This is a genomic window from Streptomyces sp. NPDC000404, assembly GCF_040300365.1.
Lineage (GTDB): Bacteria > Actinomycetota > Actinomycetes > Streptomycetales > Streptomycetaceae > Streptomyces > Streptomyces ramulosus.
In genome coordinates this window covers 113,002-133,010 of the sequence record NZ_JBEPDN010000019.1, presented here as the reverse complement: position 1 = coordinate 133,010, position 20,009 = coordinate 113,002, and the positions used below count along the sequence as shown (strand labels likewise).

18 protein-coding genes are annotated in these 20,009 nt (G+C 73.7%); 7 read left to right on the top strand and 11 right to left on the bottom strand.

The window, feature by feature from the left end:
- Window positions 1-171 precede the first annotated feature (171 nt).
- From ABT345_RS30825 to amcB, 8 genes are read right to left on the bottom strand one after another with little or no spacing between them, the layout of a single operon-like run.
- Complete coding sequence (locus ABT345_RS30825) at window positions 172-984, bottom strand: TIGR03619 family F420-dependent LLM class oxidoreductase (protein ID WP_345080432.1); 813 nt, start codon at window positions 982-984, stop codon at window positions 172-174.
- On the bottom strand, window positions 981-2,333 hold the full coding sequence (amcH, locus tag ABT345_RS30820) for an adenylate-forming 2-oxoglutaryl-ACP ligase AmcH (RefSeq protein ID WP_345080435.1): 1,353 nt from the start codon (window positions 2,331-2,333) through the stop codon (window positions 981-983). The genes ABT345_RS30825 and amcH overlap by 4 nt, the downstream gene beginning before the upstream one ends.
- Entirely contained in the window at window positions 2,330-2,848 is a 519-nt protein-coding gene (gene amcG, locus ABT345_RS30815; RefSeq protein WP_345080438.1) for a cispentacin moiety biosynthesis protein AmcG, read from the bottom strand. Before amcG ends, amcH begins: the two co-directional genes overlap by 4 nt.
- Window positions 2,845-3,954 (bottom strand): cispentacin biosynthesis acyltransferase subunit AmcF, encoded by a 1,110-nt coding sequence (amcF, locus tag ABT345_RS30810; protein WP_345080441.1) that lies wholly within the window; start codon window positions 3,952-3,954, stop codon window positions 2,845-2,847. The genes amcG and amcF overlap by 4 nt, the downstream gene beginning before the upstream one ends.
- Window positions 3,948-4,388, bottom strand: a complete 441-nt coding sequence (gene amcE, locus ABT345_RS30805; RefSeq protein WP_502965936.1) for a cispentacin biosynthesis cyclizing decarboxylase AmcE — start codon at window positions 4,386-4,388, stop codon at window positions 3,948-3,950. Before amcE ends, amcF begins: the two co-directional genes overlap by 7 nt.
- The gene (locus ABT345_RS30800) at window positions 4,339-4,887 is read right to left on the bottom strand and encodes an acyl-CoA thioesterase (RefSeq protein WP_345080447.1); all 549 of its coding nucleotides are present in this window, start codon (window positions 4,885-4,887) and stop codon (window positions 4,339-4,341) included. Before ABT345_RS30800 ends, amcE begins: the two co-directional genes overlap by 50 nt.
- Window positions 4,884-6,269 carry an amipurimycin biosynthesis protein AmcC gene (gene amcC / locus ABT345_RS30795; protein ID WP_345080450.1) on the bottom strand — a complete coding sequence of 462 codons (1,386 nt, stop codon included), beginning with the start codon at window positions 6,267-6,269 and terminating at the stop codon, window positions 4,884-4,886. Before amcC ends, ABT345_RS30800 begins: the two co-directional genes overlap by 4 nt.
- Window positions 6,266-6,535, bottom strand: a complete 270-nt coding sequence (gene amcB, locus ABT345_RS30790) for a cispentacin biosynthesis acyl carrier protein AmcB (protein WP_345080453.1) — start codon at window positions 6,533-6,535, stop codon at window positions 6,266-6,268. Before amcB ends, amcC begins: the two co-directional genes overlap by 4 nt.
- Before the next feature lie 679 nt (window positions 6,536-7,214).
- On the opposite strand from amcB, the gene ABT345_RS30785 reads away from it, so the two are divergent.
- The 5 genes from ABT345_RS30785 to ABT345_RS30765 are packed head-to-tail and all read left to right on the top strand — an operon-like array spanning window position 7,215 to window position 12,165.
- Window positions 7,215-7,730: a hypothetical protein gene (locus ABT345_RS30785; RefSeq protein WP_345080456.1), complete on the top strand. Its 516-nt coding sequence runs from the start codon at window positions 7,215-7,217 to the stop codon at window positions 7,728-7,730.
- Window position 7,731: 1 nt separating this feature from the next.
- Window positions 7,732-8,631, top strand: a complete 900-nt coding sequence (locus ABT345_RS30780; RefSeq protein WP_345080459.1) for a beta/alpha barrel domain-containing protein — start codon at window positions 7,732-7,734, stop codon at window positions 8,629-8,631.
- Entirely contained in the window at window positions 8,628-9,410 is a 783-nt protein-coding gene (locus tag ABT345_RS30775; protein ID WP_345080462.1) for a creatininase family protein, read from the top strand. Before ABT345_RS30780 ends, ABT345_RS30775 begins: the two co-directional genes overlap by 4 nt.
- Window positions 9,407-10,702: a hypothetical protein gene (locus ABT345_RS30770; RefSeq protein WP_345080465.1), complete on the top strand. Its 1,296-nt coding sequence runs from the start codon at window positions 9,407-9,409 to the stop codon at window positions 10,700-10,702. The genes ABT345_RS30775 and ABT345_RS30770 overlap by 4 nt, the downstream gene beginning before the upstream one ends.
- Window positions 10,699-12,165: an MFS transporter gene (locus ABT345_RS30765; RefSeq protein WP_345080468.1), complete on the top strand. Its 1,467-nt coding sequence runs from the start codon at window positions 10,699-10,701 to the stop codon at window positions 12,163-12,165. The genes ABT345_RS30770 and ABT345_RS30765 overlap by 4 nt, the downstream gene beginning before the upstream one ends.
- Here ABT345_RS30765 and ABT345_RS30760 read toward each other — a convergent pair.
- Entirely contained in the window at window positions 12,071-15,205 is a 3,135-nt protein-coding gene (locus tag ABT345_RS30760; RefSeq protein WP_345080472.1) for an amidohydrolase family protein, read from the bottom strand. The genes ABT345_RS30765 and ABT345_RS30760 overlap by 95 nt on opposite strands.
- A 164-nt stretch (window positions 15,206-15,369) precedes the next feature.
- A complete protein-coding gene (locus ABT345_RS30755; RefSeq protein WP_345080475.1) occupies window positions 15,370-16,434 on the bottom strand; it encodes a GlxA family transcriptional regulator in 1,065 nt (354 codons plus the stop codon).
- Between the two features lie 71 nt (window positions 16,435-16,505).
- On the opposite strand from ABT345_RS30755, the gene ABT345_RS30750 reads away from it, so the two are divergent.
- Window positions 16,506-17,252, top strand: a complete 747-nt coding sequence (locus ABT345_RS30750; protein ID WP_345080478.1) for a DJ-1/PfpI family protein — start codon at window positions 16,506-16,508, stop codon at window positions 17,250-17,252.
- A gap of 77 nt (window positions 17,253-17,329) precedes the next feature.
- Here ABT345_RS30750 and ABT345_RS30745 read toward each other — a convergent pair whose 3' ends face one another.
- Entirely contained in the window at window positions 17,330-18,076 is a 747-nt protein-coding gene (locus ABT345_RS30745; RefSeq protein ID WP_345080481.1) for a phosphotransferase family protein, read from the bottom strand.
- 156 nt (window positions 18,077-18,232) lie between these two features.
- Between ABT345_RS30745 and polX the strand changes: the two genes are divergently transcribed.
- On the top strand, window positions 18,233-19,957 hold the full coding sequence (polX, locus tag ABT345_RS30740) for a DNA polymerase/3'-5' exonuclease PolX (RefSeq protein ID WP_345080483.1): 1,725 nt from the start codon (window positions 18,233-18,235) through the stop codon (window positions 19,955-19,957).
- Window positions 19,958-20,009 lie beyond the last annotated feature (52 nt).

The following is a 20,009-nucleotide window of genomic DNA, read 5'->3' as shown; positions in this document are numbered from 1 at the left end:
GCCCATGGGCGCCCCGGGACTGTTCCGCCTCTCGCGGACGCACGGTGCTGTGGCGTTTCAGCGTCCTCCGATGCGGCCGGTCTCGCCACTTGAACGGCCCCGTACCCCGTGTGAGCACCCGAGACGCCGGAGTTGCAGCCGGAGCCGGGCACCGCGACATCGCGCTCCGCGCTACCCGGTCAACGCTTCGTGCACCGGCGCCAGCAGGGAGAGGTCGTCGGTGGTGACGGTGAGGTGGGTGGCTCCGGCCAAGCGCCAGGCCTCGGCGAGGGAGCGCCAGGTGTCCGGGCGGCCGGGGGTGGGGCGGAGGCGGGCCTCCCGGCCGAAGTCGTCCCAGTCACGGCCGGCTCCGGTCACGGCGGTGCGCAGTTCGGCAAGGAGCGCGGCGCCGCGGTTGACCCGGTTGGCGAGCAGGCCGGACATGGTGAAGCCGTCGGCGAGGGTGGCGATCCGGTGCAGTGAGCGCGGTCGGCCCCCGGTGCGCAGGGTGCCACCGCCCATCCAGAGCGGTATCCGGCGCGGGCGGGGGGTGAGGGTGACGCCGGAGAAGGCGAGGTGCGCGCCGGTGAAGTCCGCGTCCGGCCGCGTCCACAGCAGGCGCAGCGCATGCACCTGTTCCTCGAAGAGTGCCGCGCGGTGTTCCGGGGCGACGCCGAGCGCGGCGGATTCGGCGGGGTCGGCTCCGATGGCGATGCCCAGTCGCAGCCGGTCGCCGCTGAGGTGGGCCAGTTGCGCGGCCTGTTTGGCGGCGAGCACCACCGGGCGGTGCGGCAGGATCGTCATCGCGGTTGCCAGCTCGATCCGGGTGGTGACCGCCGCCAGGAACGCCACCAGCGTCAGGCTCTCGTAGGCGGGAGCGCCGGACACCACGCGTTCCGGGACGGAGAGGTGGTCGTAGCCGAGGCGCTCCGCGGTGCGGGCGAACTCGCGCAGCTCGTCGGGTGAGAGGCCGGTGGGCACGGTCCAGCCGAGGCGAAGGGTCATTTGCGGAAGGTCTCCGGGTCGGCGGCGGAGAGGAAGACCGCGCGCGGGCGTTCGGCGGGCAGCAGCTGGGAGTTGAGGAGGCGTCGTACGGCCTTCGCGCCACCGGGCGGGGAGGCGGTGACCGACAGATGGACGTCGAGCACCTGCGTACCGCCTTCGTTCACCACCTCGGGCACGCAGTGCACCACTCCCGGGATGGCGTGTGCGGCCTGCCGGACGGTGGTCAGGGAGACCTTCTCGCCGCGCAGCACCACGAAGTCCGACAGGCGTCCGTGGAAGGTCAGATAGCCGTCGTCGAGGGAGAAGGCGTCCCCGGTGGCGATGGTCCGCGGTGCCAGCAGGACTCTTGCGCTGCGCTCCCCGACCCGGCGCAGCAGTACGGTGTCCGACTCGACCAGCAACTCGCCGATGCCGCACCGCTCTTCGCGCAGCGATGCGCGCACCCCGGGCAGCGGCCGGCCGACCGAGCCGTGCCGGTGGGCGGGCTCGGCGTGCGCGGCCAGGGTCGACACGCGCGGCCCGGCCTCGGTGAGTCCGTAGGTCAGATACAGCTCGGCGGACGGTCGCGCGGTCAGCAGGGCCGTCACCTCCGCGGGCGCGAGCCGGTCCCCGCCGACCGCCAGCACCCGCGGTCCGCGGGGCAGGAGTTCGGGGGCGGCCAGCAGCTGGCGGACGAGGGTCGGTGTCACCGACGAGTGGGTGACACCGTGCGCGGTGACCGCGTCGCGGTAGCCGGCCGGTGAGAACGGCGGCCCGTCGAGGACCAGGCGCGCCTCGGTCTCGTACGCGGCGAGCGCCTGTGCCACGAAGGCGTAGGAGTAGTACAGCGGCAGGTTCACCAGCAGGGTGTCGGCCGCGGTGATGCCGGTGGCCGCGGCGTGCAGGCGGGCGTTGTGCAGGAGCGAGGAGACCCGGTGCACGCAGGCGCTGAACATTCCCGAGGTGCCGGAGGTGGACAGCAGGATCTCGCCCGGCCGGTACGGGACGGCGGGGTGTCCGGTCGGTACGGCGAAAGCGCCGCCCACCGGCGTCCGCGGGCCCGCGCCGGTCAGCCGGGTGGTCACCACGACGGCGGCCCCGATGTGCCCCGCCAGGGTGCGGACCCGCTGCCACGGGGTGCTCGGCGCCACGGCCAGCGGCACCAGGCCCAGCAGCAACGACGCCAGCTGTACGCGGAGCAGTTCGACCCCGTTGGCCAGGCAGAGCACGATCGCGTCGCCCGGTGCCAGGCCCAGCCCGGCCAGGTCCGCCAGCACGTCGTCCACACCGGCCGGGGCGTCGGCGTCGGTCCGGGTGGTGTCGACCCGGGTCAGGAAGTCGGCCACGCCGGACCGGGTGAGAGCGTTCACCGGTTCCGCCCGTCGCCGGTCAGGACCCGGCAGCAGCACAGCTGCCGGCCTCCGTCGGTGGGTTGCAGGGCGACCAGGATCGCGTGCCGGGCCTGACCGTCCGCGAGCCAGCCGGCGATCACCGTGCACGCGACGGGGGCGGCCCGGTCCGGGTGCGCCGCCAGCAGCAGCGACGGTCCGCGCAGGCCGTGGCGGAGGGCGGGCAGTCCGGCCAGGACTCCCGGGTTGGCTCCGGCGAAGCGCAGCGGTGAGACCCGGGAGCGCGGTACGGCGCCGGCGATGCGGCGCATCGTCCGCTCGCTGCCGGTCGCGCTCATCACCACGATCGCGGTGTCGTCGGCGGCGTCGAGCACGGGCTCCGCGCAGTCTGCCAGCGCCCGGTCCACGGCCTCGGCGGCCAGCCAGGCCGCGGGGTCGGCGTAGAAGGACGGTTTGTTCCTCGCGTACCGGTCCGGGTCCTCGGCGACCACCGTCGCCGCGCCCAGTAGCCGTGTGCCCGGCGGCACCTGTGTCACGTCCTCACCCCTTCGAACAGCAGGCAGGTGTTGAACCCGCCGAACCCCAGCGTCAGGCTCAGTCCGGCGCCGGCGCCGACGGGGTGCGCCGCTCCCGTGGCCAGCCGCAGCGGTGCCACGGGGTCGCGCAGCCCGGCGACCGGCGGAACCCTGCGGTCGCGCAGCGCCAGTACCGTCGCCACGGCCTCCAGCGCCCCGGTGGCGCCCAGGCTGTGCCCGAGCGCGCCCTTGGTGGCGAAGACCAGCGGGCCGTCGTCCCCGAACAGCTCCCGCAGGCTGCGCGCCTCGACCTCGTCGTTGAGCGCGGTCCCGGTCCCGTGGGCGTTGATCACCGCGATGTCGGCGGGGGTCAGGCCCGCGGATGCCAGGCAGCGTTCCACCGCGCGCACCACCGCGCGGCCGGACGGGTCCGGTGCGGTGAGCCCGGCGGCGTCGTTGGCCGCGCCGGTGCCGCGCAGCCGGGCGTACACCGGGGCCCCGCGCTCCCGGGCGGAGTCGGGGTGCTCGACCACCACGAACGCCGCGCCCTCGCCGAGCAGCATTCCGTCGCGCTGCCGGTCGAACGCCCGCAGGGTGGTGGGGCTCATCGTGCCCAGCGCGGAATGCCCGAGCCGCTTGGCCTCGGTGACCACGTCCACCCCGCCCGCCACGCAGACGCGCCGCTCGCCCGAGCGCACCAGGGCGTGCGCGACGGCGATCGCGTCCGACCCCGCGGAGCACGCGGTCATCACGCACACCGGCGTGCCCGGGTGCCCGATGGCCGCCGCCGCGTCGTCGGCCCAGGTGTGCAGCGCCGGCTCCGCCTCGTCCAGCGAGGCGCCGAAGCTGGTGCCCAGCACCAGGCCGACGCCGGGGTCGGTCGTGGCGAGGCCGGCGTCGGCGAACGCGGCGCGCAGCGCCCGCCCGGCGAGCACCCGCTGGCGCTCGGCCGCCGGCGTTCCGTACGGCAGCGAGTCGATGACGGCCGCGAGGGTGTTGCGCAGCGGGTGCGGGGAGTCGACGGGCGCGAGCCCCGAGTCGCCCGCGCACAGGCGCTCCCACACCGCCTCGCGGTCCCGGCCCAGCGGGGTGTCCCAGGCCAGGCCGGTGATCACCGGGGTCACCACGGCCGGGCCTTCGCCGGATCGAGCCGCACGCGGCTCATCGCGCCGCGGAAGCCGGCGACCGACCGGCCCTCCACGGTCGCCGCGGCGGAGAAGGCGAAGGTGCGGCCGGACAGCCGGTCCGCGCGGACGTCGATCACGACCTGGTCGCCGGGGACGACCGGGGCGAGGAAGCGGGATTTGACCGTGCCGACCAGGGTCGCCTCGTCGTCGGCGAGCGGGGCGCTGCTCAACTGGTAGAGCAGTACGCCGGATTGGGCGAAGGCCTGCATGGTGTGGCTGCCGGGCAGGATCGCGCCCGGGGTCAGGCCGCGCTCGGGCAGATGCCCGGACAGTGCGCCCATCTCCGCGGAGACGGCGAACATGCTGCGCAGGAACTCGCCGGGCTCATGGTCCAGCACCCGGTCGATGAAGAGTCGGGGGTGGCGTCCGCGCACCAGGGCGGCGATGGCCGAGGTGCCCAGCGGCCGCGTCGCGCGGGCCGCTGCGGGAGGGGGTGCCGATTCGTTGGTGTGCCGCATTCGGGGCGATTCCTCTCAGTGTCTGTCGCAGCGGCGCCGGCAGGGGCACCGCGCGCCGGGTGTCGGGGTCGACGGCGGCGAAGACGAGGTGGCCGGTGACCAGCGGGGTGCGGCTGCCGTCCTCCTCCGCGCGCAGCAGACCCACCGCGAGCGCGAACCAGGCCGCGCCGACGTGGTCGACCCGGGTGTCCGCGACGATCACATCGCGGTACACGGCGCTGTTCAGATAGGTCACCCGCAGGTCGGCGGCGACCACGTCGACGCCCGCCGCGGCGAAGGCGGTCAGCCCCGCGCCGTGTGCTTCGAGGTGTTCGGTGCCCGCGGTCTCCATCAGTGAGGTGTAGCGGGAGAAGTGCACGATCCCGGTCGCGTCGGTGTCGACGTGTTCGATCCGGGTGCGGAACTCCGCGCTCACCGCAGCTCCCGGGCGCCGGCCGCCACCCGGTCCACGATCTCGTCGGCCTGCGCCGCGGTGGCGGTCAGCGGCAGCACGATCCGCAACGTGGGATGGATGTAGCGCCGGCCGCCGGACCGTTTCCCCGCGCCCGCCATGAACTCGGCGTACACGCCCGCTTCGATCAGTTGGGTGCGCAGCGCGCCGATCCGGTCCGCCGCGGCGGCGGTCAGTTCCACTCCGAGCATGCTGCCGACGCCGCGGACCTCGGTGAACACGTCCGGGTGACCGCCCACCAAGGCGGCGTCGAGCCGCTCGGCAAGCCGCGCGCCGACCTCGGCCGACCGGCGCAGCAGCCCTTCGGCCCCGATGTGCTCGATGCCGTCCCGGATCACCGCGCAGGGCAGCGGCCGCAGGTCGGAGGTGGTCACGGTGCCGGAGGAGCGAGCGGCCAGTTCCTTGCGGGCGATCACCATCGACGTGGACACCGCGCCCATGCCCAGGAACTTGCCGATGACCGTGATGTCGGTGGGCACCGGCCCGTCCGCGTCGCGCATGGCGAACCACTGGCCGGTCTTGGCGAACGTCAGCACCTCGTCGGCCACGAGCAGCACCTCGTCGGCCGCGCACCTGCGTGCGAGGTCGCGCAGATAGCCGGGCGGGGGCGCGAGGATGCCCGCGTCGCCCTGGATCGGCTCGACCACCACGGCCAGCAGCCGGTCGGCGGACGCGGCGAAGTACTCCGCGAGGGCGTCGGGGTCGCCGAACGGGATGTGGTCGACCCGGAGGCCGTACGGGGCCGCGGCGTCCGGCGCGGGCAGCCCGGCCCGGTAGTACCTGCGGTTGAGCAGGGGCACCAGCCCGCCGGTCCAGCCGTGCCAGGCGCCCTGGAAGGCCAGGATGGTGTCGCGCCGCTCCTTGCCGGGGCGATGGCGCAGCCGCCGGCCGTCGAACCGGGACTCCAGCACGAGCCGCAGCGCCAGTTCGTTCCCCTCGGAGCCGGAGTTGCGTCCGCTGACGTGGTACCGCCCCGTGGGGAAGTGAGCGGTCCACAGTCCGCCGGGGCCGAGGAGCCGGTCGAGGAGTTCCGCCCGCTCCCCCGAGCCCAGTTCGTCGGTGACGTTGCCGACGCCGGTGCCGCGCATCAGCGCCGCGCGGACCACGGGGTGGCCGGCGCCCAGGGTGGCGCTGGCGTAGCCGGCGCTCGCGTCCAGCAGCCGCAGCCGCCTGCCCCGGCGTTCGGGGCTGAGGTCGACCAGGTCGAGTTCCAGTCCGTCGCCGCCCACGCAGGCGAACGGCAGCCGCTCGGCCCCGTAGTGGTTGAGGTGCAGTTCCGTGCCGCGCGCGAGCGCATCGGTCCGTTCCCCGTCGCGGTCGTCCCGGGCGGCCGGGGCCCAGCTCATGCGGTGGCCGGGGGGTGGTCGGCCCCCGACAGCCGCTCGACCAGCGCGAGGACGTCGCCGAGGGTGGACAGCTGTCCCGCGGCGATGGCCTCGTCGGGGATGCTGATGCCGAACGCCTCCTCGCACTGCACGCGCAGTTCCACGAATCCGAGTGAGTCCATGCCGTAGCTCTCGCGCAGGTCGTCGTCGAGCTGCATCTGGTCGATCGGCACTTCCACCAGCACTTCGGAGTGCAGAATGCGTTTGACGGTTTGCAGTGAGTTCACCAGGACTTCCCTTCTGGGTGGGTTCCTTCAAAAGGACACAATCAGCGTCTGAATCGCAGGGAAGGGAGATGGGTCGCGGCGGCAGTGGGGGCCGCAGGCGAGCCGGGACCGGCCGGGAACATGACGGAGCCGGAAATTCAGCGCCACCGAAGCTAGTTGAGGCGCCACCCGCCTGTCAATGCGGCCCCTGATTTTCCCGCACACCCTCAAGAGGCGCTATTCATAAAGATTTTACGTATGAGCGAGACGGCGTGTCGGCCACTCTTATTTGGCTCCGAATAGACCCATGAGGGGGAATCCCCTGCCCCTGTCCACCCCCGTAAAACCCGTACGACGAGCGATCCCGAGGGGAAGCTGGGTGGCATTTCGGGTGGATTGTCGCGTTCTTTTGTTCCCTTTGCCGCTTGCCTCCACCTGGCGCAGATCATGCTTGTGCCGGCGATTCGCCGCGGACTAGCGTGAAGCCGTCTCTTTGCCTGACGGGTGGACGCGGAGTGCGGGACCATTAGGCAATCGGGTACCCGGCGACGCTGCCGGGCCGCACGCCCGAAAATCCCCTGCGATTCACCGCGAGCGCCTCATGTGAGGGCGCCACCCCGTCCCCTTCTTTCCGGTGGCCGAATTCCGCCCGATAAACCGGTCGCCGGCAGACTCTTTTTCGAAGGAGCCGCGAAAAGTCATGAGTGTCATCCCGGATGCCCTGCGCGGCGTCACCCTGTTCGTCGGCGGCCCGATCCAGCATGCCCTGGTGCCGGGCGGAATGACGGCACCGATCCGCGAAAGCCTGAGCCTGACCATCGATCTGTCGCGGCGGGCCGGCGCCACCGTGCTGTCCGCGCACGTGGCCGAGCGCTTCGGCGCCGACACCGCTTCGTTCACGCCCGAAGAGGTCTCCGTACGCGACTACGCGTGGATGCGCGAGTGCGATGTCTTCGTGCCCGTACTGCCGGTGCTCGACGGCACGTTGCTGCGCACCGACGGCACCCACATCGAGCTGGGGTGGGCCAGCGCGCTGGGCCGCCCCATCGTGGGCATCACCGACCAGCCCTTCGCCGACTCGGCCAGCCATCTGCTCAAGGGGCTCGCCCAGGTCGCCGCCGCCACGTTCCTGTCCGCCGAGAAGGTCGCCGCGGATCCGGCGCTGCTGGTCGACGGCGTGCTCGCGGCGCTGGGCCGGACCAGGACGGCGGCCTGACATGGCGGCCACCACACAGGTGCTGGGGATGGACCTGGCCAATCCCGTCGTGGTCGGCTCCGGCCTCCTCACCGACCAGGAACGCAACATCCGCAGGCTGCTGGCGTCCGGCGCGGGCGCGGTGGTCACCAAGACCATCCATCCCAACCCGCCGGCCGGCCTGGACGAACGCATCGTCCGCCTGCCCACCGGAATGATCAACAGCACCACCTACTCGAAACGCTCCGTCGGCCACTGGGTGGACGTCCTGCGCGGTCTGGCCCGGGACGGACTGCCGGTCATCGCGTCGCTGCACGCCGACAGCCCGGCGGAACTGGCCGAGTTGGCGGCCCGGGTGGAGGCGTCGGGCTGCCGGGCACTGGAACTCGGCATCTCCTGCCTCAACGAGGAGGACGGTCTCGACGACGCCCCCGAGCGGGTGCACGCCTACACCGCGGCCACCCGCGCCGCCACCCGGCTGCCCTTCTCCGTCAAGCTGGCCAGCGGCGAGGGCCTGCACGCCCGGGCGTTCGCCGCCGCCCGGGCCGGGGCGGACGCGGTGACCCTCAGCGACACCCTGCCCGCCGCCGCCGTCCACCCGGAGACCGGCGACCTCCGCCTCGGCGGGGTGTTCGGCTACTCCGGGCCGGGCATCAAACCGCTCGTCCTGGCCTCCCTGTGGAAGCTGCGCAACGCCGGGTTCCCGCTGCCCCTCCTGGGCTCCGGCGGTGTCCAGTCGGGCCGGGACGTCCAGGACTATCTGCAGGTCGGCGCGGTGGCCGCCCAGGTGTACACCGCGCTGCACACCGACATGGGCCCCACCCTCGTCCGGATCGTGGCCGAGGCCGCCGGAGAGGGCGACGCCGGCCGGCGCCCCGCACCCGTGACGGGCGCGGGCCGACCCGAGCAGGTGCGGTCGTGACCCCCCGGTCGGCCGGGCCGCAGCTGTGCGACCTGAGCAGCGCCGAGATCCTGGCGGCCACCGCCGGGAGGACCGTGATCTGGCCGGTGGGCTCCGTCGAGCAGCACGGTCCGCATCTGCCGCTGTCCGTGGACACCCTCCTTGCGGACGCCTTCGCCCGGCAGATCGCCTACGAGCTGAACGCCCTGACCCTGCCGGCCCAGCCGATCGCCGCCCGGTCGTTGCCGCAGAGCGGTGGCGGACTGGCGTTTCCCGGCACCGTCCATGTGCGCGGCCGGTCGCTGCTGGCCTTCCTGGAGGACACGCTGGAGTCGTTGTGCGCCCTGCCGTGGCGCCGGTTGCTGGTCGTCAACGGCCACTTCGAGAACGAACCGTTCGTCTTCGAGGCCCTCGACGAGGTGGGCCGGCGGCCGGCCGCCGACGGCAAGGAGTTCCTCGCGCTGAGCTGGTGGAGCCTGGTCGACACGGACTGGCTGGCCGAGCGGGTGCCGGTCTTCCCGGGGTGGCACGCCGAGCACGCGGGGATCACCGAGACCAGCCTGATGCTCTACCTCCGCCCGGACCTGGTCTCGGCCGCGCGGCCCGACCACGCCGAGCCGCCCCGCCCAGGCATCTACCTGCACCCCGTCGACGTGGACCGCACGACCAACCAGGGCGTCCTGTCGAGCACCTCGGCCGCCACCGCGGCCCTGGGCGAGGAACTCTTCTGGCACGTGGTCGCGGCCGCGGTCGCCCTGGTGACCGAGGACAACGGACTGCTGCGCGAGGAGAAGGCATGACCACCCCCACGCTCTGTGTGTGCAACGCCGTCGACACCCTGCGGGACTTCGCCGTCCGCGCCGACGGCGTCGACGAGCTGCTGTCGGAGTGCTACGCCCAGCAGGACCAGGCGCTGTTCTGGGGGCCGCTGGAGAAGATGCTCATCACCTACGAGCCGATCGGGGACCTGGACTGGCAGCGCACGTTCCTGGGGCTCGACGGCGTGGTGAACCTCAGCCCGGCGGGCCGCACCGGCTCGCTCTTCGCCGACATGCTCGCCGACCCCGAGTTGATGGCCGCCGTGGCCGCCCACGCGGGGCCGGGCCGCAGGCTCCGGCTGATTCCGCACACCACCACCGCCGACCTGCGGCGGTTCACCGAGGTCCTGCGCACCCGGTACGGCGTGGCGGTCGAGTTGCCCGAGAGCCCGCCGCGGCAGGACCTGCGCGACCTGCTGGACACCAAGACCGGCCTACGCGATCTCGCCACCGACCTCGGCATGACCGACGGGACCTGCCGCATCCCGCCCGGCAGGCACTGCGCCGGAAAGCACGAGGTGCCCGCGGCGGTGCGCGCCATGCTCGCGACCGGCGCGCCGTGCATCGTCAAACCGGACCGCGGCGAGGCCAGCCTCGGCCTGCTGATCTTCCGGCCGGGCGACGACGACATCACCGAGCGCCTGGCCGCGAGCACCTTCTACGACGAGGACCCGGTGGTGGTCGAGGAGTTCCTCGACGGCGACATCAGTTTCCCGTCCGTGGAGTACATGGTTCCGGCCAACGCCCCGCCTCACCTCTGCTACACGACCGACATGCTGTTCGAGGGCGCCACGCAGCTGCGCGGCAACGTCACCGCGCGGGAACTGCGTGACCGCTGGTGGTACCGCCCGCTGACCGAGGGCGGACTCCGGCTGGCGAAGGAGATGCAACGGCGCGGCTACCGCGGGCGCTTCGGCATCGACGCGATCGGCCGCGACGGCGTCGTCTACCTGCACGACCTCAACGCCCGCCGCACCGGTTCGAGCCATGTGCACGAATTCGGCGAGCACCTCATCGGCCCCGGCTACCTCGACACGCACGCCGTCGGCAACTACGACTTCTACGGGCTTCCGGCCGGCCTGGCGCTGCCGGAGGTGCTGCGCCGGCTCGGACCGCTCGTGGCCTCGCCCCGGCACGCCGACCGGGGCGTCGTTCCCACCGAGCTGACGGATCTGCCAACTGGCAGACTGAGTTGCATGTTCTACGCCCCGAACCTCACCGAGTTGCACCAACTGATCGTCAGCGCCAGGGCTGCGCTGGGCCTTGACCGGTGACCGCCGCGCCGCCCGTGGTCAAGGCGGCCCGGCGCTGGCTGGTGCTGGCCGTGGTGCTGTTGTGCTTCCTGCCCGCGGCCATGGACGTCACCATCCTCACCATCACCGTCCCGACCCTCGCCCGCGAACTGCACGCGTCCCCGCCGGAACTGCTGTGGACCGTGGACGTGTACTCGCTCCTGATGGTCGGACTGGTGCTGGTGAGCGGGCCGTTGGGCGACCGGATCGGCCATAAGCGGCTGCTGCTGGCCGGGTTGGCGGTCTTCAGCGCGGCCTCGGTGCTGTGTGCCATGGCACCGGGGCCACTGGCCCTGATCGGTGGCCGGGCGGTGCTGGCCGTCGGCGCGTCAATGATCATCCCGGCCACGCTGGCGCTCATCCGGCAGACCTTCGGCGACGGCCGCGAGCACGCCGTGGCCATCGGGGCGTGGAGCGCGATCGCCGCCGGGGCCTCCGCGCTGGGACCGGTGGCGGGCGGCTTCCTGCTCCACCACTTCTGGTGGGGCTCGATCTTCCTGGTCAACCTGCCGATCGTGGCGGTGGCCATGCCCGCCGTGGCGCTTTTGCTGCGCAACGAGGTCGAGTCGGAGCGGCAGCCCTGGGAAGCCACCTCCCCCCTCCTCTCGATCGCGGGGTTCCTGGGGTGCGCCTACGCCATCATCGCCTTCACCCACGACGGCGCCGGGCCGCTGGAGTGGGCCCTGCCGGCCGTGCTGGGCCTGACCGCACTGGTGCTGTTCGTACGGCGGCAGCAGCGCGCCGCGCACCCGATGCTGGACCTGTCCCTGTTCCGGCTGCCCGGGCTGCGTGCCGGGGTGGTGGCCTCGGTGCTTCCGGTGCTGGTGATGGTCGGCTTCGAACTCCAACTGGTGCAGTACCTGCAGTTCGTCGAGGGGATGTCGGCCAAGGACGCCGCGCTCGCCCTGCTCCCGATGCCGGTGGCCGCGACGGTCGCGGGCCCGGTGGGCGGCATGGTCCTCTCCCGTCTGGGACGACCGCGGGTGGACGTACCCGCCGGTCTGCTGCTCGCGATGGGCGGATACGTCCTGGTCGCCTCCGGCACGGTCGTTCCGCTCGGCCTGGCCCTGATCGGGTTCGGCCACGGTCTGGTCCAGATGGTCGCCTCGAACCTCATCATGGCCACCGCGCCCTCCTCCCAGGCGGGCGCGGCGGCGGGCATCGAGTCCGTCTCCTACGAGGCCGGCGCCGGCCTGGGCATCGCCGTCTTCGGCACGGCCACCGCGGTGGCCTACCGGTCGTTCCTCCCCCCGGGCACGTCGACCTCCCCGCTCGACGCCGGCTCCTCCCCGCAAACCGCTCAGGCCTTCGCCGAGGCGTTCCACACCACCACCTGGCTGGCCGCCGCCCTCACCCTGGCCACGCTCTTCCTGGCCACCCCGAAACCGGCGACGGCGGATGGCCGGGCCGAGGCGGGTGAGCAGGTGCCCGGTTCACGCCCGTGAGGTCACTCCGTCGGTGCGGGACGCCGTCGCGGAGGACCAGGGAGGTGCGGATGAGGGTGGCGAAGTCGGTGAAGGGGTCGCCGTCGACGACCGTGAGGTCGGCGATCTTGCCGGGTGCGACGGTTCCCAGGTGCCCGTCGAGTCCGAAGAGGCGGGCGGGGGTGACGGTGGCGGTCCGGAGCGTCTCGGCGGGGCTGAAGCCGTGGGCGTGCAGGGCGCGCAGCGCCAGGTGCAGGTGGAGGCCGACGGGGACGAGGGGCGCGTCGGTGCCCAGCGCGATCTCCGCCCCGGCGCCGAGCAGCCGGCGGTAGGCGCGCATCTCGGTGGCGAGTGCCGCCAGCTGATCGGATGTCGGCGGTTTCCGGGCCGCGTCGCGTACGGAGGCGGCGTCCCACGGCGGCATGAGACGGGTCACGCGCGGATCGTCGGCGAGCGCGGGATCGGCGCCGAGCAGCGCAAGCGCGGTGAAGGGCGTGGCGATCAACGCGAACTCCCCGTCCGCGTACTGCTGGACGAGGTCCTGGTGGACGTGGCCGAGCGGGGTGGTGGCGTGCCCGAACGGCAGCCGCTGGGTCGCCTGCAGATGGGTGGTGAGGCGCTGGCCGGCGGTGCGTCCCGGGAAGCAGAGGTGACTGCCGGAGGGCACGCCGAGCCGGTGGGCGACGCGGGCGGCGCGGGACATCGTCGCCCCGGGTGCGCGGACATAGGTCTTGACGAAGTCGACGTCGAGGGCGGCCGCGCGGCGCAGGGTGCGGGAGACACCGTCGGGGGTGCGGTGGGCGCGGCCCTCGGCGTAGGCGACGCGGGAGCCGTCGATGAGTTCGGCGCAGGACAGCAGCCGCGGGCCGGTGAGGTGCCCGCCCGCCAGGGACTCCCGCAGCAGCGCCCCCTCGTAGAGCGGACCGCCCATGGAGGCGGTGGTGGTGATGCCGTACGCGAGGGCGAGCAGGTTCTGCCGGTTGCCGTAGGTGAAGGGGGACGGGTGGGTGTGGCTGTCGAACAGACCCGGGATCACGGTCTGCCCGGAGGCGTCGATCGTGCGGTGCGCCGCGCGGCGCGGGCGGTGGGGTTCGACGGCCGTGATGCGGTGGCCGGCGAGGAGGATGTCGACGTCCTGGCGGGGCCGTTCGCCGCTGCCGTCCCAGAGCTGACCGGCGTGGACGCGCACGGTGTCGCGGGGGGACGGCAGGGAACGGCGCGTGGTCAGCGCCACGGGCACGGTGCGGATGCGGCCGCCGTCCCGGTCCACCAGGCGCAGCCGGCCGTCGCAGAGGTAGGACAGCGTGCGGGAGTCGCCGGACCAGCTGGGGTGGTCGGCGGGCTCGTCGGTGAGCTGCCGCGGCGGTCCGGTCGGAACGCCGTCGGGGGCGACGGGAAGCAGCCACAGGGCCGACTCGGCGACGAGCGCCATCCAGCGGCCGTCGGGTGACCAGACGGGCCCCGCGGCGAAGCGGTCGGAGAGCGACTGGTGCTCGGCGGGCAGTTGCCGGGTCTCGGCGCCGGTGGCCGTGTCCAGGACGCGGATGAGGTGGTAGCCCTCACGGAAGCGCTGGTTGAGACGGGTACGGTCGCAGAGGGCGAGGTACCGGCCGTCGGGCGACCAGGTGGGGGCGCCGGGCGGCCCGCCCCCGCTCAGCGGCGCGGCCACGGTGCGCTCCGCTCCCGTGCGAAGGTCCCGCACCAGGAGGTTGCCCGCGGCGTCCTGGCAGGCCAGGCGGGTGCCGTCCGGGGAGAGCGCGGGCGTGAATCGGCCGCCCGCGGCCAGCCGGGTGTCGCTGCCGTCGCGCAGATCACGGCGGTGGACGGCGGTGAGCCCGTCGCGGTCGGTGCAGTACAGCAGGGACCGGCCGTCCGGTGCCCAGGCGGGCATCTGGAGGTAGTGCTCCGGCCGCGAGTGGACGATCCTGCGCGGCGGCGAACCGAGCCGCATCGTCCACAGGGCGTTGAGCGCGGTGAAGGCGACGTGGTGCCCGTCGGGGGAGAGCACGGGCCGGTGGATGCCCCGCACCGGCCGGGCGGCGGCGGAATCCAGGTCGCGCCGCTTGACCCGGCGCACGGTGCGGGGCACGCGCAGACGGGCGGTGAACGCGATCTCCTCGACCGCGCCGGTGGCGAGGGTGCGCAGCCGGATGCGGCCGTCGGCCAGGTACAGCAGCCGGCCCTCGCCCCGCCACCAGGGCGGGGCCGCGGCCAGATCCTGGCCGGTGACCACCGTTTGGCCGTCGACCAGGAGCGCGGCGCCGGTGGCGGGCAGGGCGGCGGAGCCGGCCGGGTAACGCAGGTGCAGGTAGGCGATGCGCCCTCGGGGGGAGGCGGCGGGGCACAGCAGCCGCCCGTCCGGCACCGTGCGCAGGACGGTGACCTCACCGCCGCCCGTGGCGGGCGTACGGGCCAGCGCGCGGCCGCCGTCGTCGCCGCCGCCGGGCCGGTGCGCGGCGCGGACGAACGCCACCGCCCGCCCGTCCGGCAGCCACGCGGGGTCGTAGTCCTCGAACGGGCCGTCCGTCAGCCGCGTCAGCCGGCCGGTGCGCAGCTCCAGCGTCCAGATGTGGCAGCCGCCGCCCCGCACCGGGTCCGCGCCCCGGTCGGAGGAGAACGCCAGGCGGCTGCCGTCCGGGGACCAGGCCACGCCGCGGTCGTCCCACGGGCCGTCGGTCAGCTGACGCAGTCCGCTGCCGTCCGGCCGCATGCGCCACAGGTGGAAGCCCCCACCGCGGTAGGCGCTCATCGCCACCGCCGTGCCGTCCGGGGAGACGGCGGGGCGCGTGGGCTCCAGCGTCCAGTCCGTCAGCTGCTGCGCGCGTCCGCCGTGGCGGGGGATGCGCCACAGCACCCCCTGCACCTCCGCCAGCCACCACCCGCCCGACGGACACCCCGTCACCGAACCACCGGTAGCGGCGGTGTACGTCAGAATCTTCTCCCCGCCGCCCTCGGTCGCCGCCCCCTGGGCCGGGGCGGCCCCGGCAGGAGCCGCGGCCACGAGCCCGGCGGCGGAGGCCACCTGCAAGAACCCGCGCCGGCCCACTCCGTCCACGCTCATCCGCATGCCGCCTTCCGCTCGTGGCCGTCCGGACGCACTGAGGGTTCACCGCGGCGGCACCGGCGAAACAGCCGGCCCGCGCAGACGGCCGGTCAACGGATCGGGCGGCAACCGCGGAGGCGTCGCGTCCCCCCGTCGGCCCGGCCCCGGCGGACCGGGCCCGGTCAGGGCACCGCCGCCCGGCCCCGGGCACCGCCCCGGCAACCGCAGCCCGTCCCCGCCGGCACCGACCCGGCGCAGGAGCACCGGAGTTCAGGCCGCTCCCTCCCCGTCCCCGCCCGGAAGGACTTCCGGTACGCGGCCGGGGTGGTGCCCACGCGCTCGCGGAAGCGCAGGCGCAGGGTGACCGCCGAGCCGAAGCCCGCGACCTCGGCGATGCGGTCGATGGGCAGATCGGTGGTCTCCAGCAGCTCGCGGACCCGTTCCGTACGCGCCCACAGCAGCCAGCCCAGCGGCGTCGTGCCCGTCAGTTCACGGAACCTGCGGTGCAGATGGCGCACGCTCATCCCCGCCTCGCGTGCGATGTCGGAGAGCGTCAGGGGCCGATGCAGATTGCGGTGCAGCCAGTCGAGCGTGGTGTGCAGCCGGTCCTGCCGGGCCGTGGCGGCCGGGCCCGGCGGGCGCCGGACCAGCTGGGCCATGTCGCCGTCCCGCCGCCGGGGCACGACCAGCGCGCGGGCCGTCGCGGCGGCGACCGCGGCGCCGTGGTCCCGGCTGACCAGGTGCAGGCACAGGTCGAGACCGGCCGCGAGCCCCGCCGAGCTGAGCACCTGCCCGTTGTCCACGAACAGCACGCCCGGGTCCACGCGCACGGCCGGGTGCGCCCGCGCGAGCCGTTCACAGGCCAGCCAGTGCGTCGTGGCACCCACGCCGTCCAACAATCCGGCCTCGGCGAGCAGGAAGGCCCCCGTGCAGATGGAGGCGATGCGGGTGCCGCGCGCCGCCGCCGTACGCAGCAGTTCCCGTACGTCCTCGTCGGGCAGCTGATCCGCCGCGACGCCGGGCACCACGATCGTGTCGGCACCGAGCGCGGCGCGCAGCGGACGGGTGGGGACGACGCCGAAGCACGCGGCGCCGGCCGCTGTGCCGGTGACCGGCGCATCGCCGCACACCAGCACCTCGTACGGCTTCGAACCGTCCGGCCGCCGGGCGAGATGGAACACCTGGCAGGCGGCGGTCAGATCGAACCCGACCGCCCCCGGGGGCAGCAGCACAGCCACGACATGCATGGCAGGAACCTATCGGGACAGGTCACGATCGCCGCTGCCGGTCCAGCCGGGCCACCGGCCAGGCTGGGGGCATGGAAAGACGACAGCTGTTGCGACGTACGACCGCGCTGGGTGCCGGGGTGCTGGCGGCGGGCGCGGTGAGCGCCGCGCCCGCCGGTGCCGCCGCCGGCGCACACCCCAACCGCAAGGGCCCGTTCCGCGTGCACATCGTGCTGTTCGACGGGGTGGAGGAGCTGGACTTCATCGCACCGTACGAGGTGTTCTCGGCGGCCGTCATGCACGGCGGCGACCGGACGGTGGAGGTCGACTATGTGACGACCGGCGAGAGCGGCACCGTGCGCTGCGCGTACGGCACGCAGGTCGCGGTCACCCGCCGCTGGGAGCCGCGCACGGCCGAGCTGATCGTGGTGCCCGGTGGCGGCTACCGCCACAAGGACGGCCCCGGCATCTGGGCCGAGATCGAACGCGGCACGCTCCCCCGGGCCCTGGCCGCGGCCCCGCGTCCGGGTCTCACGCTCAGCTCACTGTGCACGGGAGCACTGCTGCTGTCGGCGGCCGGGCTGGTCGAGGGCCGCCGCTGCACCACCCACCGAGGAGCGCTCAAGGACCTGGAGAAGGGGGGCGGGGTGCTCACTCCGGCCCGGGTGGTCGACGACGGCGACCTGGTCACGGCGCAAGGCATCTCCTCGGGCCTGGAGTTGGGCCTGTGGCTCGTCAAACGCGAGTTGGGCTCCGCGGCGGCGGCCGGCGTCGAGATGATGATGGAGTACGAGGCGCGCGGCACCGTCTGGGAGACCGGCGCGCCCCGCTCCCGCTGACCGGACGCCGCTTCCGCTCGGCCCTCCCGGCCGCCACGGCGCGCGGGTGGGCTGCGCGGTGTGCCGGGCGCGCGGCTTCACATCCGGGCTCTGAGCACGTCGACCTCACAGCCCGGCGCGAACGGGTCGAAGCCGTGCTCGATCAGCCAGCGGACCGCCAGCAGGCTTCGCAGCGACCACCATGCGTGGATCACGTCGAGGTCGACGCCGGTGCCGTAGCCGGCGAGGACGTCGTCGAAGTGCTCCTCGTGTCCGAGCAGGAAGGTGGCGAGGTCGTACAGGGCGTCGCCCCGGCCCGCCTCGGACCAGTCGATGATGCCCGTGACCTCGTCGCCTTCCAGGAAGACGTGCGCGATCTGCAGATCGCCGTGGGTGAACGCCGGGGTCCACGGCCGGAGCGCGGCCTCGGCGACCCGGCGGTTGCGGGTGACCAGGTCGGCGGGGAGGAGGCCCTTCGTCACGAGCAACTCGCACTCCGCGTCGAGCTCCGCCGCCAGCGCGTCGGCGCTCCGCCCGGCCCGGCCGGGCCGGGGCGGCAACGGCGCGTCGTGCAGCTTCCGGATGGCGGCGCCCGCCGCGGCCCACGCCGCCGGCGATGCGGTCGACGGCCCGCCGAGGCGCCCGAGCGTCGTGCCCGGGAGTGCGGCGATCGCCAGCACGGGCGGCTTGCGCCACAGGATCTCGGGGGTCGGGACCGGCGCGAGGGACATCGCCTCGACCTCGGCATCGATCCGCGCCTGATCGGCGTCCACCTTCAAGAACACGTCACCGACGCGCAGGGTCGCACGCTCGGAATGGGCAACAACGACTTCGACCTCGTCCATGGGCGCCCAGTATCCCGGGGATGATCGCCGCTGTCGCCGGGTTTTCCGCGTGCGACCACGCGGCCGGCGGCGCCCCGGCACCGGCGGCCTCGGGGCCGGCGTTCCCGCCCGCCTCTTCGTGTGCCGAGGGGCCGCGGACTTTCTAGACTTGAAGGCGTGGCCCGGGCCAATGACGAGGTCGAGGCGCTGCTGCAGGAGTACGCGGACCTCATCGCGATCACCGGAGGCGATGCGTTCAAGGCGCGCGCCTACGAGAAGGCGGCGCGTGCCATCGGGGGCCACCCGGCCGACGTCTCGAAGCTGGACGAGGACGGCCTGCGGGAGATCCCGAACGTGGGGCGGTCGATCGCCGCCAAGGTGGCCGAGTATCTGCGTACCGGGAAGATGGCGGCGGTCGAGGAGCAGCGGGCCGAGATCCCGGCCGGCGTCCGGGAGTTGATCACCATCCCGACGCTCGGCCCGAAGAAGGCCCTGCGGCTCCACGAGGCTCTGCACATCTCCTCGGTGAACGAACTGGCCGCCGCCATCGAGGCGGACGCGCTCGCCGATCTCAAGGGATTCGGGGAGAAGACGCAGGACAACATCCGGCACGGCATCGAGCTGTTGCGGCAGTCGGGCGGCCGGGTACCGCTGGCGCTCGCGCTGGACACCGCCGAGGAGATCGTCGCCGAGCTGTCCGCGGTGACCGGATGCCGGCGGTGCGCCTACGCGGGGTCGCTGCGCCGGATGCGGGAGACCGTCGGGGACGTCGACGTGCTGGTGGCGGCGGCGAAGTCGGAGCCGTTCATGGCGGCGCTGTGCGGGCTGCCGGGCACCGCCGAGGTCATCGCGCGGGGCACGAAGAAGACGTCGGTGCGCACCGGCAAGGGGCTCCAGGTGGATCTGCGGGTGCTGCCGCCGGCATCGTGGGGTGCGGGGCTGCAGTACTTCACCGGCGCCAAGGCGCACAACATCCGTACCCGGACCATCGCCGTGCACCGGGGGCTGAAGCTGTCGGAGTACGGCCTGTTCGAGACGGAGAGCGGGAAGTCGGTGGCGTCCCGGACCGAGGAGGAGGTGTACGCCCGGCTGGGGCTGCCGTGGATACCGCCGACGCTGCGGGAGGACCGCGGGGAGATCGAGGCGGCCCTGCGCGGGGCGCTGCCCGACGTGGTGACCGAGCGGGACATCCGCGGTGATCTGCACACCCACACCGATCTGACCGACGGTCTGGCGTCGCTGGAGGTGATGGTGGAGGCGGCCGCGGAGCGCGGATACGCGTACTACGCGGTGACCGATCACGCGCCGGACATGCCGATGCAGCGGATGACCGACGAGAAGATCCTCGCCCAGCGGGAGCGGCTGCGGGAGCTGGACGGCACCCGCCGGCGGATGCGGCTGCTGCACGGCACGGAGCTGAACATCGGGCCGGACGGCGAGGTGGACTGGCCGGACGCCTTCCTGGCCGGTTTCGATCTCTGCGTGGCCTCGCTGCACTCGCACTTCGACCTGGGCCGCGGGCCGATGACGCGGCGGCTGGTGCGGGCCTGCGAGAACCCGTACGTCCATGTCCTCGGACATCCCACCACCCGGCTGATCGGCCGGCGGCCGGGCGTGGACGCGGACTGGGACGAGGTGTTCGCGGCCTGCGCCCGTACCGGAACCGCGCTGGAGGTCAACGCCCAGCCGGACCGGCTGGATCTGTGCGACGAGGACATCCTGCGGGCCCGGGCGCACGGGGTGCGGTTCGCCGTGAACACCGATGCCCACTCGGTGCCGCAGCTGGCGCAGTTGCGGTACGGCATCGGCACCGCCCAGCGCGGCTGGCTCACCCCGGACGAGGTGATCAACACCTGGCCGCTGACCCGGCTGCGGCGGTTCCTGCGCAAGGGCAGGCGTTAGGGCCTTTCGCTCTGACCAGGTCGGAGCAGGTCGGAGCAGGTCGCTCTCGGAG

What these genes read in the sequence shown, in the direction of transcription:
- ABT345_RS30825 (WP_345080432.1), bottom strand. Translation starts at nt 984, where the DNA reads ATGACCCTTCGCCTCGGCTGGACCGTGCCCACCGGCCTCTCACCCGAC.
- amcC (WP_345080450.1), bottom strand. Translation starts at nt 6,269, where the DNA reads ATGAGCTGGGCCCCGGCCGCCCGGGACGACCGCGACGGGGAACGGACC.
- ABT345_RS30785 (WP_345080456.1), top strand. Translation starts at nt 7,215, where the DNA reads ATGAGTGTCATCCCGGATGCCCTGCGCGGCGTCACCCTGTTCGTCGGC.
- ABT345_RS30780 (WP_345080459.1), top strand. Translation starts at nt 7,732, where the DNA reads ATGGCGGCCACCACACAGGTGCTGGGGATGGACCTGGCCAATCCCGTC.
- ABT345_RS30770 (WP_345080465.1), top strand. Translation starts at nt 9,407, where the DNA reads ATGACCACCCCCACGCTCTGTGTGTGCAACGCCGTCGACACCCTGCGG.
- ABT345_RS30760 (WP_345080472.1), bottom strand. Translation starts at nt 15,205, where the DNA reads ATGAGCGTGGACGGAGTGGGCCGGCGCGGGTTCTTGCAGGTGGCCTCC.
- ABT345_RS30755 (WP_345080475.1), bottom strand. Translation starts at nt 16,434, where the DNA reads ATGCATGTCGTGGCTGTGCTGCTGCCCCCGGGGGCGGTCGGGTTCGAT.
- ABT345_RS30750 (WP_345080478.1), top strand. Translation starts at nt 16,506, where the DNA reads ATGGAAAGACGACAGCTGTTGCGACGTACGACCGCGCTGGGTGCCGGG.
- ABT345_RS30745 (WP_345080481.1), bottom strand. Translation starts at nt 18,076, where the DNA reads ATGGACGAGGTCGAAGTCGTTGTTGCCCATTCCGAGCGTGCGACCCTG.